This window comes from Nitrosomonas oligotropha (assembly GCF_900106555.1).
GTDB classification, from domain to species: Bacteria; Pseudomonadota; Gammaproteobacteria; order Burkholderiales; family Nitrosomonadaceae; genus Nitrosomonas; species Nitrosomonas oligotropha_A.
Map to the genome: position 1 here is coordinate 1 of NZ_FNOE01000049.1, position 13,651 is coordinate 13,651.

At 44.7% G+C, this 13,651-nt stretch carries 13 protein-coding genes, 1 tRNA gene and 2 pseudogenes; 9 read left to right on the forward strand and 7 right to left on the reverse strand.

Annotated elements, in window-relative coordinates; genetic code table 11:
* Positions 1 to 480: pseudogene (locus BLU57_RS14960) on the forward strand (hypothetical protein); the annotation flags it as partial.
* On the opposite strand, the gene aroE reads toward BLU57_RS14960, so the two are convergent.
* The 5 genes and pseudogenes from aroE to BLU57_RS16755 all read right to left on the reverse strand — a co-directional run.
* Positions 477 to 1,298 (reverse strand): shikimate dehydrogenase, encoded by an 822-nt coding sequence (aroE, locus tag BLU57_RS14965; RefSeq protein WP_090322639.1) that lies wholly within the window; start codon positions 1,296 to 1,298, stop codon positions 477 to 479. The pseudogene BLU57_RS14960 and the gene aroE overlap by 4 nt on opposite strands.
* Before the next feature lie 38 nt (positions 1,299 to 1,336).
* Positions 1,337 to 2,167: an energy transducer TonB gene (locus BLU57_RS14970; protein WP_090322643.1), complete on the reverse strand. Its 831-nt coding sequence runs from the start codon at positions 2,165 to 2,167 to the stop codon at positions 1,337 to 1,339.
* A 195-nt stretch (positions 2,168 to 2,362) separates the two neighbouring features.
* On the reverse strand, positions 2,363 to 4,219 hold the full coding sequence (locus BLU57_RS14975; RefSeq protein WP_090322646.1) for a ribonuclease catalytic domain-containing protein: 1,857 nt from the start codon (positions 4,217 to 4,219) through the stop codon (positions 2,363 to 2,365).
* 229 nt (positions 4,220 to 4,448) lie between these two features.
* A complete protein-coding gene (locus tag BLU57_RS16750) occupies positions 4,449 to 4,793 on the reverse strand; it encodes a hypothetical protein (RefSeq protein WP_256206327.1) in 345 nt (114 codons plus the stop codon).
* A 38-nt stretch (positions 4,794 to 4,831) separates the two neighbouring features.
* A pseudogene (locus tag BLU57_RS16755) lies at positions 4,832 to 5,050 on the reverse strand (DciA family protein); the annotation flags it as partial.
* Between the two features lie 33 nt (positions 5,051 to 5,083).
* Between BLU57_RS16755 and BLU57_RS14985 the strand changes: the two are divergent.
* From BLU57_RS14985 to BLU57_RS15020, 8 genes are all read left to right on the forward strand, one after another.
* Complete coding sequence (locus tag BLU57_RS14985) at positions 5,084 to 6,001, forward strand: M23 family metallopeptidase (protein WP_090322650.1); 918 nt, start codon at positions 5,084 to 5,086, stop codon at positions 5,999 to 6,001.
* A 97-nt stretch (positions 6,002 to 6,098) separates the two neighbouring features.
* Complete coding sequence (secA, locus tag BLU57_RS14990; RefSeq protein ID WP_090322653.1) at positions 6,099 to 8,831, forward strand: preprotein translocase subunit SecA; 2,733 nt, start codon at positions 6,099 to 6,101, stop codon at positions 8,829 to 8,831.
* 221 nt (positions 8,832 to 9,052) lie between these two features.
* Positions 9,053 to 9,661 (forward strand): ubiquinol-cytochrome c reductase iron-sulfur subunit, encoded by a 609-nt coding sequence (petA, locus tag BLU57_RS14995; protein ID WP_090322655.1) that lies wholly within the window; start codon positions 9,053 to 9,055, stop codon positions 9,659 to 9,661.
* Positions 9,662 to 10,909 carry a cytochrome b gene (locus BLU57_RS15000; protein WP_090322659.1) on the forward strand — a complete coding sequence of 416 codons (1,248 nt, stop codon included), beginning with the start codon at positions 9,662 to 9,664 and terminating at the stop codon, positions 10,907 to 10,909. It begins immediately after the preceding gene.
* 4 nt (positions 10,910 to 10,913) lie between these two features.
* Positions 10,914 to 11,636, forward strand: a complete 723-nt coding sequence (locus BLU57_RS15005; RefSeq protein ID WP_090322662.1) for a cytochrome c1 — start codon at positions 10,914 to 10,916, stop codon at positions 11,634 to 11,636.
* A 48-nt stretch (positions 11,637 to 11,684) separates the two neighbouring features.
* Positions 11,685 to 12,284: a glutathione S-transferase N-terminal domain-containing protein gene (locus BLU57_RS15010; RefSeq protein WP_090322665.1), complete on the forward strand. Its 600-nt coding sequence runs from the start codon at positions 11,685 to 11,687 to the stop codon at positions 12,282 to 12,284.
* Positions 12,281 to 12,703 (forward strand): ClpXP protease specificity-enhancing factor, encoded by a 423-nt coding sequence (locus tag BLU57_RS15015; protein ID WP_090322667.1) that lies wholly within the window; start codon positions 12,281 to 12,283, stop codon positions 12,701 to 12,703. The genes BLU57_RS15010 and BLU57_RS15015 overlap by 4 nt, the downstream gene beginning before the upstream one ends.
* 33 nt (positions 12,704 to 12,736) lie before the next feature.
* Positions 12,737 to 12,812: transfer RNA gene (locus tag BLU57_RS15020), tRNA-Thr, on the forward strand.
* Between the two features lie 88 nt (positions 12,813 to 12,900).
* Here the strand turns inward: BLU57_RS15020 and BLU57_RS15025 are convergent.
* Both BLU57_RS15025 and BLU57_RS15030 read right to left on the reverse strand, forming a co-directional pair.
* A complete protein-coding gene (locus tag BLU57_RS15025) occupies positions 12,901 to 13,125 on the reverse strand; it encodes a helix-turn-helix domain-containing protein (RefSeq protein WP_090322670.1) in 225 nt (74 codons plus the stop codon).
* A gap of 119 nt (positions 13,126 to 13,244) precedes the next feature.
* On the reverse strand, positions 13,245 to 13,651 hold a 407-nt coding region (locus tag BLU57_RS15030; protein ID WP_256206326.1), incomplete at its 5' end, for a conjugal transfer protein TraM.

Below are 13,651 nucleotides of genomic sequence, written 5' to 3' on the forward strand. Positions count from 1 at the left end.
GACTATCACGGACCTAATATGGGAGATTACAATCTTCCGATAACCCGGATTTTTCCTAATAATGCTTATAGCGGCGGTTATGCAACGGTAGAGTCACATCACACGGGATTTGAAATGTGGGATGGTTTTCCTTGTGGCGATGGTGTGTCATGCTTTGATGCGGATTCGGTTGCTCCGACTGTGCCCGCTTCACTTCTGGCGGCATTAAAATCGACTACAACCACGACAAAGGTAAAAGGTAAGACAAGAACTATTTCCTCTGCCTTGGTTACCCTGTCCTGGAATGCATCTTCGGATAATATTACTGTAGCAGGGTATAACATCTACCGAAATGGAACAAAGATCGCAGTCAGTACTTCAACTGGTTATACAGACTCTCTGGGAACTGCGACCGGATCCAATTATAGTTACACCGTTAAGGCTTTTGATGCGGCAGGTAACATATCTACTTCGAGTAATGCAGCGTTGATCGTTTATTAGTGGCGCTTTGATTTCAGCATCATGATCACGGATTCTGTCTGAGGTCGGATCTCGCGCCATAAAAAAAAGGATTCAGCCGCTTGTTCGACCAGCATACCAATTCCATCGGCTATCTGTTGCGCGCCATGTTGTCGGGCGAATTTGAGAAAAGGAGTGGGCTCATGCTGATACATCATGTCATAGGCAAGTAGAGTGTGTGTGAAGACACTGCTGTGTAATTCAGGCATAGTGTTGTGCAGGCTGGCGGAAGTAGCATTGATGATGATGTCAAAATGCTCATCGGTGAAAAACATAAAATCACCTGCTGCAATGTTGCCATAAGTGCTGAACTGTTTCCTTAATGCTGCTGCTTTTTCAGGGGTGCGGTTGGCGATCGCCAGCAAGGCGGGCTGCCGCTGCAGGAGCGGCAGGATTACCCCTTGCGCTGCGCCGCCCGCGCCCATGAGCAGTACGCGTTTTCCTGCGATGGCAATTCCCAGATTGCATTCGATATCGCGCACTAATCCGATGCCATCGGTGTTGTCGCCGAGTATTTCACCGTTTTCAAATTTAAGCGTATTGACGGCTTGTGCGATGCTTGCCCGTTCGGTTAAGCGGGTTGCCAACTGATAGGCTTCCAGCTTAAAAGGCACGGTGACATTTAATCCTTTCCCGTCTCGTTGGCGAAAGTCTTGCACGGTTGCCTGAAAGCCATCCAGCGGCGCCAGCAAGGCAACATACTGCATGGCCTGGCTCGTTTGTTGCGCAAAAGCGGTGTGGATTAACGGTGATTTGCTATGTGAAACAGGATTGCCGATTATGGCATAAGAATCGAGCATGGCTGGTATCTCTGATTGGGTTTTCTAAAACTCAAAAATTATTGGCTTAGCAACATATCGGAAGCTGCGAAAACCCAAGTACGGGTGATGTGCAAAATATCCGTGTCCTGACTGATATCCGGTGGAAAGGGCGCGAATCCGTTTTGTCCGGCGAGTTTGACGATATTGACAGCCGCTTCGTCGAGAATTTTTTCTCCGGATGAGCGATTGATTTCAATCGATTCCAGACTGCCATCGGCGCGTATACCGACAGTCAGTTGAAGGTTGCCGTAGAGCTTTTCTTTTCTGGCGGCTTCTGGGTAGTTCAGGTTACCGATACGTTCGACTTTGATGCGCCAGTCTTCGACGTAGCGGGCAAACCGGAATTCTTTAGTACGCGCACCGACAAATTTGCGTTTGGGGCGCTTCTGATAACTGTCATGGTCTTGATCGATCTGTGCTCTCAGGCGGGCAATATCCAGACTGCGCAGCAGTAAATCGGTCGAGTCGACCGCGACCGATTTGCTTTCCAGTTCGTTCTTGTGTTCCTTGGGTAGTTCGATCTGCGGTGTTTCGCTGACAGCGGCCATCAGCTTCTTGGCTTCTTGTTCCAGTTGTTTAACTTTTTGCTGTGCTACATTCTCAGCAATAACCGGTTTGTTTCTTGGTAGTACCGGGAATGGTGTTTTGGCCCGGCGATCCTCTTCCGTGTTGCCTCCGCCATCCAGATTATCTTGCGCCAATAACTGGGATTCTTTCGGTTTTGTCTGTGTTTTGTTGTTAACCAGCACCACTTCCAAGGATGAAGCGATTTTGTCGGATTTCGGTTGCGGAAACTGGAAAGTCACACCAAAGAATACAATGGCATGTAACAACAGAGAAGCCATCATCGCGGCAACTAGACGATGGCTCTGTAAGTACTGATAGCCAGCCAGCGCTAAGGGTGAAGTTGCGAGAGTTTGAATGGTCACAGCCTAAGGGTTAAACCTTGAAGTTAAGTCTATACACTACAGATGATTGCATTATTTTAGGCAACAACAATGGGCTTGTCACATGATTCATGCAGATTTATGGAAGATAGGTCTCTATGCATCCAGTTTTTGCAAAAATTCCGCATGCAAGCTGCGTTCCAGCAAATCGATCTCGGATAATTTGAGTTTGACATAAGCGCCCGGTGCTAACTCAGGCAACGAAGGAACTCGCGCGACGAATGGAATATGATCCAGTTTTACCAAATTTTCTTTGATGACCTGAGCGTTCACGGTTTGAATCTTTTCTTGCAATAACCAGCGCAGGCACCAGTAACGTTCCATGGCGCGCTGGAATTCGCCATAAATTCCGTAGGCTGTTTCAAAGTCGCGCATGGCGATTAAAAGGCTGTTGCTGTCCTTGTGGTAGGGTGGCGCTTCATTGCGTAGCATGGCGATGAGTTGCCTTTGATTGATCAGATCGACATACCGCCGCATCGGCGAGCTGCTCCAGGCGTATTGGGAAACACCCAATCCTTGGTGAGGTGCGGGAGAGATGCCCATCTTCACTTTGCCATTGGCTTGGCTGCGAAAAATACCGATGATACCGGCATCGGTGAGCTGTCTGCCCCACTCCGTATTCACATAAATCATCAATTCGGATACCACCTTATCGATCGGAGAGCCACGCCTGCGCTCGCTGATCGTGACATGATCGGCGTTGATTTCAAAGCTGTAATCGACCTTATCGTTATTACTGTCATTGGTTTTGCCACGCTGATTTTCCATTTTGCAGGCAAATTTCCACAAGAGACTCAATTCCTTGCTGAAGGTATGCGTGAAATCGCCTTTGTTTAGTGCGGTTTCGTTGAAATGCTGCTCTAGCGCATTGTTGCGCAGGTTTGCGACAATGTTGATTTTTTCAAGCCGGCTTTCAGTAGCCGTGACGGTGAAATCATCCGATACATCCAGATACAAGGATAGGACCGGGCACAGCTTGTTTTCAGCCAGCGTAAAATGATTGATCACCGTATCCGGCAGCATGGTGATTTTTTTCCCTGGCAAGTACACCGTGGAAAGTCTGGATGAAGCGGTTTTGTCGAATGTTGATTCAGGAGTAATTCCCAATGCCGGTGCTGCAATATGAATGCCGATGCGGAAGCTGCCCAAAGACAGTGGGGTTACGGAAAATGCATCGTCAATTTCTGTCGTTGAGGCATCGTCAATACTAAATGCCGCAACATCCGCTACCGCTAAATCAAGCGGAGCATCATCAACGGACTGTGATTCCAGTTCACCGAAACCGGTGCCTTCTGGAAAATATTCCCAGATGAATTGATTGAAATGGTAATCGTGAGAAGACGGAATAGCGCCGCATTTTTCCAGCAATTTTACGGCAGTGAGTTTTTTTTCCGCGCAGACGACCTCGAGGGCTTTCCATTCCAGTGAGTTTTTATCTGGTTTATAGAGCAAACCGGAGATGCGCGGTTGGAATTCTTCGGGCAGGATGAATTGATTTAACTGCTCAACATAGCGTGCTTGTTGTGCGGCTTGCAGGCGTTTTTTTTCCTGGCCGGCGAGCGCAGCCTTCAGTGCATCCGGTGGTGCGGCTTTGTAGCGGCCATGTCCTTTTTTATAGAAATACATCGGCGCATTTTGCAGCAGTAGCAAGGTCGCGGCCGATTCAACCGGACTTGGGGAATGGCCAAAGTAATCGGCGGCAAGCGTATCGCCGGTAAATTCGGTATCTTGTGCGCAGCATTCCCAAAGAAAATCCGGATCCAATTCATCGGTTATTTTTTGTACATGACCCATGAATTCGGTTAAAGGCGGTTTATCGAACCTGAACAGCACGGCTGAGGCTTTGATTTTCGATCGTTTGCCATGCACAGCCTCTATTTGCAGCGACGTTGTATTGTCAGCCAAAATAGTGCCTATCTTAAAGATTCCAGCTTCTTCATAGAAAACATTCATGAGATTGTTTTTGCAGGGTCGATTGAATAATCGGAACTCAGTTATTGTATCGGAAGGAATGGGTTGTCATCATAAAATTAAAGACTTAAGCGATATTAAAAGACTTCTTTTGTGATGTGAAAAACAGCTTAGCATTTTGCATTATATACGAGACATCGGTTGAATAAAAAACAGTAGACAATGATTGCCGGGAATGGTGCTGGTATTTCTCAGGATACCGAGCCAGTTGCTAGATATCCGAGAAGTTACTGATTGCCTGATCAAGCAATTGCTTTGTGTCGGCTGGAGTTGAATCAGAAAGTTTTTCGCGGGGCGTGGCAGCGCGGAATGTCAATGGATTGCATGTTGTTGAGACGGAGGAGAGATTTAATCGTTCTGGTGTTTTTTTACGAACGACTGAATGGTGTTTTTCAATTCGGAATCCGGTAGCGTTGCGGCTAATTGATTTAAACACGCTTTTCCGCTTGCGCTTAATTTTAATTTTTTCTTGCTGTATCCATGTCTTGCCGATGGCTTTGTGTTTTTGGTAGCGTAATCCGCTTGCACCAAAATTTGAATTGCAGTAACTTGCCATTCTAATTTCTGCAGCCTGAGCAATAATGATGGAGAGATTTGCTTAAGTTTTGCAGCGATTGCGCCATTCTCGGCCACTATGGTCAGTCTGCCGTCCGCGATCCGGCCAAGGTTACAATGCTGTGCCAATTGGGCTGGAATTAGCTTGGAAAATGTGGATTGATCTTCATGCAGTTTTTGAGCCGCTGTGAACAGGCTCGCGTATTCAGGTGTTTTGCCAAGCAGGTTAAAGTAAGCGTTAACTTTATGAGAGGCCATGGGTATTTAATCGATATCCAATGAAAACAAAATATGAATATTATCTTTATTTCAAGTAATTCGGAACGAGCGCGTAAGCTGGCGTTAACCAAAGTCCATATTGTATTATTAATAAGCGTTTTGTTACTCATCATTGTGACAGTGGCACTGAGCTTGAATTTTATTTCATTGCGTTACGCCGATCGAATCGATACGCCTCTTCTGAGAGCCGTACTGGTTAATCCGCAAGAAGAGCGGCATCAGAAGATTCAAACGCATCTGCAAGATAACTTGAATGTCATGGCGAGTAAATTAGGCCAAATGCAGGCGCAATTACTCCGCTTGGATGCTTTGGGTGAGCGTCTGGCGGAATCTTCAGGAATCGAGTCGGGGGATTTCGCATTTAATCAAATGCCTGGTCAGGGTGGTGCGAGGAATGATCTGTCCGCTGAAGAGCTGTCATTCTCTGAATTCAGCCTGAAGTTGCAGGAATTATCGAATATGCTGGATGAAAGAACGGATAAGCTGGGTGCATTGGATTCCTTGCTGCGGCATGACCGGATCACAAAGTTTGTGATGCCTTCCGAGATGCCAATTGAGACCGATTGGTATTCTTCCGGTTATGGATACCGGATCGATCCGTTTACTGGAAAGCGAGCGTTTCATGAGGGAGTGGATTTTACTGCGGAAGTGGGTGCGCCCATCAAAGCCGCTGCGGGCGGTGTGGTGATCTATTCTGATCGGCATCCTGAGTATGGTAATATGGTTGAAATTGACCATGGTGATGATTTGGTTACGCGGTATGCGCATGCATCGAAGCGTCTGGTGAATCTCGGAGAGGTTGTATTGCAGGGGCAGAAAATCGCTGAAGTTGGCAATACCGGCCGTTCTACGGGGCCACATTTGCATTTTGAAATCCGGCATAAAGACAAACCGCAGAATCCAGCCAAATTTTTGAAAAAGCCGGGTTAAATGGGAGCGCTGATTTCTTCAAGATTTTTGCAGGGTGAGAAATATGCTCACCCTTTGTTTTTTAAACAATGTGTTTATACGGAATATTTAGAGACTTATGCTAGGCAATCTACTTAAGAAAATTTTTGGCAGCCGCAATGACCGGATGATCAAGCAGTATACCCAGACTGTGCGATCTATCAATGAACTGGAATCGGCTATTGCAGGGTTGTCAGATACCGACTTACGTGGCAAGACAGACGAGTTCAAACAACGCATTCAAAATGGCGAAACACTGGATGCACTGCTGCCCGAAGCATTTGCTGTGGTTCGTGAGACTGGCAAGCGGGTTTTGGGGATGCGTCATTTTGATGTGCAGCTTATCGGTGGCATGGTTTTGCACGGCGGTAAAATTGCCGAGATGCGCACCGGTGAGGGAAAGACGCTCATGGCAACATTGCCGGCCTACTTAAATGCATTGTCAGGCAAGGGTGTGCACGTTGTTACTGTGAATGACTACTTGGCAAAGCGCGATGCTGAGTGGATGGGTAAGATCTACCGGTTTCTTGGAATGAGTGTCGGTGTTATTTATTCGCAGATGCCGCATGAAGATAAACAAGCTGCTTATGCGGCTGATATCACTTACGGCACCAATAACGAGTATGGCTTTGATTATTTGCGCGACAATATGGTGGCGCATGCGAATGAGCGCGCGCAGCGCGTGCTTAATTTCGCAATTGTGGACGAAGTGGACTCGATTTTAATTGATGAAGCACGCACGCCGCTCATCATTTCGGGCCAGGCGGAAGGTGATACCGAGATCTATGTGCGCATTAACGCATTGGTGCCAAAACTTGTCCGGCAGGAAACGGAGGAAAGTCAGGGTGACTATAGTGTGGATGAAAAGTCTCATCAGGTCACGCTGAGCGAAGCCGGTTTTGAACATGCGGAGAAGCTGCTGGAATCAGCTGGATTGCTGAAACCGGGATCGAGTCTTTATGATCCGGCTAATATCAATTTGGTGCATCACCTTATTGCAGGTCTGCGCGCTCATAATTTGTATTTTCTGGATCAGCACTATGTCGTGCAAGACGCTGAAGTAGTGATCGTGGATGAATTCACCGGGCGCTTGATGTCCGGCCGCCGTTGGTCCGATGGTTTGCATCAGGCGGTCGAGGCGAAAGAAGGTGTTGCTATTCAGAAAGAAAATCAGACACTTGCTTCTATTACCTTTCAGAATTACTTCCGCATGTACCAAAAATTGTCAGGCATGACCGGTACTGCTGATACGGAAGCGGCTGAATTTCAGCAGATCTATGGATTGGAGACAGTCATTATTCCAACGCATAGGCCGATGATCCGGGAAGATCGTATGGATCAGGTATTCCGTACGATGAAAGAGAAAAATGAAGCGATTGTTCGTGAAATTAGAGAATGTTATGAAAGTGGTCAGCCGGTGTTGGTTGGTACGACTTCTATTGAGAATAACGAGTTATTGTCCAGGTTGCTGGATCGCGACAAACTTCCGCACCAAGTTTTGAATGCTAAACAGCATGCCAGTGAAGCAAGTATTGTCGCACAAGCAGGTCGGCCTAAAATGATTACGATAGCGACCAATATGGCGGGGCGCGGTACAGATATTGTACTGGGTGGAAATCCGGAACCTGAGATAAAGCAGATACGGCATGATGAAAAATTAAGTGACGAAGAAAAAGAAAAACGTATTCAAGACGTACAAGAGAAATGGAAGTTGACGCATGAAGAGGTACTGAAGAAAGGCGGTTTACATATTATCGGTACGGAGCGGCATGAATCCCGGCGGGTGGATAACCAATTGCGCGGACGTTCGGGCAGACAGGGAGATCCGGGTTCCAGTCGTTTTTTCCTCTCTCTTGAAGATTCTTTGTTACGTATTTTTGCCTCGGATCGCGTAGCCAGTATCATGACGCGTCTTAAAATGCCGGAAGGCGAGGCTATTGAGCATCCGTGGGTTACCCGCGCCATTGAGAACGCGCAGCGCAAGGTGGAAGCAAGAAACTTCGATATGCGTAAGCAGTTGCTGGAATACGATGATGTCGCGAATGATCAGCGGCAAGTCATTTATCAGCAGCGCAATGAGTTATTGGAAGCGGAACAGGATATCTCGGAAACGATAACTGCAATACGCGAAAGTGTCTTGGGAGACTTGTTCAATCTCTATATTCCCCCGCAAAGTGTCGAGGAGCAATGGGATGTCGCGGGGCTGGAGAAAGCGCTGGCAGCGGAGTATCAATTACATTTTCCGGTACGTGAGTGGCTTGAAGAAGAATCGGGCCTGCATGAAGAAAATTTATTCCAGCGCATTATTGATCTCGCGAGCGACCATTATCAGACTAAAGTTGCACAAGTCGGCGCGGACATTATGCATCATTATGAGCGTGTGGTGATGTTGCAAATTCTCGATTCGCATTGGCGGGAACATTTGGCGGGATTGGATCATTTGCGCCAAGGCATACACTTGCGCGGTTATGCGCAAAAGAATCCCAAGCAGGAATATAAGCGGGAGGCGTTTGAACTTTTTACGACTATGCTCGAAGAAGTTAAACGAGAAGTTACCAAAATACTGTTGACGGTACAAATCAAGAATGAACAGCAAGTAGAAGCCGTGACAGACACTTTGCGGTCACCGGAAAATATACAACTTCATCATGAAGCTTATGAGGAAGCGTTAGCGGAAGATAATGGATATATAAAAACCGAGGATGATAAAACTCAGCCCTTTGTGCGTCAGAATGACAAAGTGGGCCGCAATCAACCTTGCCCTTGCGGTTCAGGTAAGAAATATAAGCAATGTCATGGAAAAATAAAGTAAATCATAATAAACAGTATCTTATTGTAAGTGAGTTGAGTGGATTTATCGCAAATAGAAATACTTCCAGGATTGCTATAATCCTTAAAACGATTGTGGTATACTGCGCGCTTTTGTAGTTTGGGTAACGTAATTTAACAAATAAATCTAATAGGGATTGGAAGAAGTTTTTCCTTTGTTGTATTGATAATCTTACAATATTATTACTGATGGAATGATTTAACATGGCGGATAGTTTCAGCATTAATGAAGAGATGAGCGGCAGGAGAAAGTTCCTTGTGGCTGCAACCTCAGTAGCAGGTGGAATTGCTGGCGCTGCGATTGCAACGCCTTTTTTATTGAGCATGATGCCTAGCGAACGGGCTAAAGCAGCTGGAGCGCCTGTAGAAGTTGATATATCCAAGCTTGAGCCGGGGATGCTATTGATGGTTGAATGGCGCGGAAAAGTCGTTTGGATTTTAAATCGTACGCCAGACATGTTGGAAAGTCTGGTTAAAGTTGAAGGCCAGCTTGCTGACCCGAATTCGGATAAGAAGCAGCAACCGGATTATGCAAAAAATCGTACACGTTCAATAAAACCTGAGATTTTTGTTGCTGAGGGTATTTGTACTCACTTAGGTTGCTCGCCTGTATTCAGGAAGGATGTGGCGCCGGCAGATTTGGGTCCCGATTGGTTGGGTGGTTTCTTCTGTCCATGTCACGGTTCAAAATTTGATTTGGCAGGGCGCGTATATAAAAGTGTGCCGGCTCCAACTAATATGGTTGTTCCTCCTCATGCATATTTGAGCGATAGTCGGCTTTTGATTGGATCTGAAAGCGAGGGATCTGCGTAAATGAGTAATATATTTAATTCAATGCTTGCTTGGGTCGATAAACGTTTTCCGTTGTCGTCAAACTGGAAAGCACACTTATCCGAATATTATGCACCGAAAAACTTCAATTTCTGGTATTTCTTTGGTTCATTAGCCTTGTTGGTTCTGGTCAATCAGTTGCTGACGGGAATTTTTCTTACCATGAATTATAAGCCGGATGCCAGTCAAGCTTTTGCATCGGTTGAATATATCATGCGTGATGTGGACTATGGTTGGTTAATCCGTTACATGCACTCAACGGGCGCATCGATGTTTTTTGTCGTAGTTTACCTTCATATGTTCCGTGGAATGATGTATGGATCATACCGTAAGCCGAGAGAATTGCTCTGGTTGGTCGGGATGGTTATATTTTTTGTGCTGATGAGCTTGGCCTTTACCGGATATATTCTTCCCTGGGGGCAAATGTCTTATTGGGGAGCACAAGTAATTGTCAGTATGTTTGGAGCAATTCCGAGTATCGGAGAAACATTGCAACAATGGCTGTTGGGAGATTTTACGCTCTCCGATGCTGCCCTGAACCGCTTTTTTGCTTATCATGTTGTGACATTACCATTGGTATTGTTGGTATTGGTTTTTGTGCACATCTTAGCACTGCATGAAACGGGATCTAATAATCCGGATGGTATAGAGATTAAAGAAAACAAAAATCCAGAAACCGGTATTCCCGTGGATGGTATTCCATTCCATCCTTATTATTCGGTTAAGGATATTGTTGGTGTCGTAGTGTTTCTGATTGTGTTCTGTGGAATCATTTTCTTCGCTCCGGAAATGGGTGGATACTTTCTGGAATATAACAATTTTATCCCGGCAAATACATTGCAAACGCCGGATCATATTGCACCGGTCTGGTACTTCACTCCTTACTACTCGATGTTACGAGCTGTAACAGTAAACTTTCTGGGTATTGATGCTAAGCTTTGGGGTGTTATTCTGATGGCAGGCTCTGTAGTGGTTTTCTGTTTCTTGCCATGGCTGGATAGAAGTCCGGTCAAATCGATACGTTATAAAGGTCCTTATTTCAAAATAGCATTGACACTTTTCGTGATTAGCTTTTTTGTACTGGGCTGGTTGGGAACAAAATCTCCAACACCTTTATACACGTTACTGGCACAAATCTTTACAGTCATTTATTTTGCATTCTTTATTTTGATGCCATGGTATAGCAAGATAGATAAAACAAAGCCTGAACCAAAAAGACTAAAAGAGTAGAAAAATGAAGAAAATAACGATTGCTTTATTAATCTTATGCATGGCTCCATTTGGCGTGCTTGCTGGTGAATCCGGCATGCCATTGGATAGAGCTCCGATTGATACAACTGACAATGCTTCGTTGAAACGTGGAGCAGAAACCTTTGTGAACTACTGTTTGACCTGTCATGGCGCGAGTTATATGCGCTATAACCGGCATCGCGATATCGGTTATACAAATGAAGAAATTCTTAGCAAGCTGGTGTTGACAGGTCAGAAAGTCGGTGATCTGATGCAATCAGCCATGCGAAAAAAAGAGGGTGAAGAGTGGTTTGGTGTAGCACCACCGGATTTGTCGGTCATAGCTCGCGCACGTGGTGCGGATTGGTTGTACACTTACCTGCGCGCGTTCTATCGTGATGATGCGACTCATACTGGCTGGAACAATCTAGTATTTGATCGTGTTGCGATGCCGCACGTATTGTATGAACTGCAAGGTGAGCAAAGATTGGTGGTTAAAACATCAGATAAAGGCGAGCAAAAAAATCTGACACTCGAAAAAGCGGGACAATTGAGTGCTACCGAATATGATAAATTCGTTGGTGATTTAGTTAACTATCTGGTTTATCTGGGCGAACCGCATGCTAATGCGAGAAAACAATTAGGGATTGAAGTAATGATCTTTTTGTTAGGCATGCTAGTTTTATCGTATGCGCTCAAGAAAGAATATTGGAAAGATATTCATTAATATCAAATTTGCTGGATATACAGGTAACTAAGTCAAAGATTAGAAGTTATGATGACGCTATATTCAACAATTACTTGCCCATATAGTCATCGTTGCAGGATTGTGCTGCACGAAAAAGATATGGATTTTCAAGTAATAGACGTTGATCCAAATAATAAATCAGAAGATATAGCGGTGATAAGTCCCTATGGCAAAGCTCCGGTACTTGTGGAACGCGATCTGGTGTTGTATGAGTCAAATATCATTAATGAATATATTGATGATCGCTTTCCACATCCGCAGTTAATGCCTGCAGATCCAGTAATGCGTGCACGAGCCCGGTTGCTGCTGTTTCGTTTTGAGCAGGAATTATTTTGTCACATCAATGCATTTGATGGCACAGATCAGAAGGTTATTGACAAAGCGCGAGCAGTCATTGCTGATAATCTTGCGATGATATCGCCAATTTTTGATAAGCAAAAATTCATGCTGGGAGATGAATTTTCAATGCTTGATGTCGCCATTGCACCATTGCTTTGGCGTCTGGAGCATTATGGAATTCGTCTCCCTAAACAAGCAGCACCTTTATTGAAATATTCGGAAAGATTGTTCAGTCGTCCATTATTCATAGATGCATTATCGGCGTCAGAGAAAGTAATGCGAAAATGAGTAATAATTCAACGAAACCATATTTAATTCGTTCAATCTATGAATGGTGCATTGATAGCGGCTTTACGCCTTTTGTATCGGTAAAAGCTTATCCAGAGTTGGATGTTCCTATGGAATACATTAAAAATGGCGAAATAGTTTTTAATATTAGTGCAAATGCAGTTCATGGACTGATCATAAATAATGAATCACTTAGTTTTGATGCTCGGTTCAATGGAATATCAAGAAAGCTCGATATCCCATTAGATGCAGTTAAAGGAATTTTCGCTAATGAGGTCAATCAGGGCATAGCATTTCCACCAGAAGACGAAGAGATTAAAGGTGAAATCACCAATGAACAATCAAGGGATGCAGTTCAAGATTCAATAGCTACTAACCCCAAATCCTCTGGAAAACCAAAACTTCGTATTATCAAGTAATTTTCTCTAAATTTAATTTGTTCTAATCAATTTGCCGGCATAGCTCAGATGGTAGAGCAGCTGATTTGTAATCAGAAGGTCCCGAGTTCGATTCTTGGTGTCGGCACCATAAAATCAATGGCTTGCAATTTTCATGCAAGCCATTTTTGTTTCCGGGGTTACGCTGGGGTTACATTGCAGCGATCTAGCAACCATTTCTAGGACACTCTTTTACTTTCTTTCCAAGCGATCAAATCAGATATTTTGTACCTGACCTTGCTACCTATTTTGTAGAAAGGGATAGTTTCTTTCTTTGTGCAGCGCCATGAAGCAAGCGTATTTATTTTTACTCCGATAATTTGTGCGGCCACCACTGGATCAACCTCTTCCGTGTTTTCGCTGGACTCTATTATTTTGCTTAGGGTTAAGTTTTTTTCGCTCATCTATCTAGCTCCAATACTTTTCAAATTTACGTGAACTCTTTCCTCTCAATTAATGGCTTCGTTGTTACATTCTTTGCGCGCTAGAACTATATTGTTTTTTTAAATTAAAATTTTTGTTGTTAACTCAAGATCACTAGAATCAATACCGCCGAGACCAATACCAGAGCGGCAGCAAATAAATTCATAATGGCCGCTTGCCTGGAAATTCTAGTGAGCTCATAAATCTCCTGACCCTCTCCACTTTTTATCCTTTCATCTATCAACTGAATGCAGCTTTCCAGGAATTGGTCTCGTGTTAATTGCGCGTTACTGATGGATGAATTAATCAGCGCATTGGATTTCTTGGTCGAATATTCACACCACCGATTAAAGTTCTCTTCCAATATCGCCTGGTAATTGCTAAGCAGCTCAGCATGGGCCTTTTCATTTTGTTCCAGCAACACTTCGTTGAGCGTATGCATCATCAATACCGGATCATCCTGCGACAGAACAATGCCGTGCTCTGACGCTATTCTTTCAATAAGTG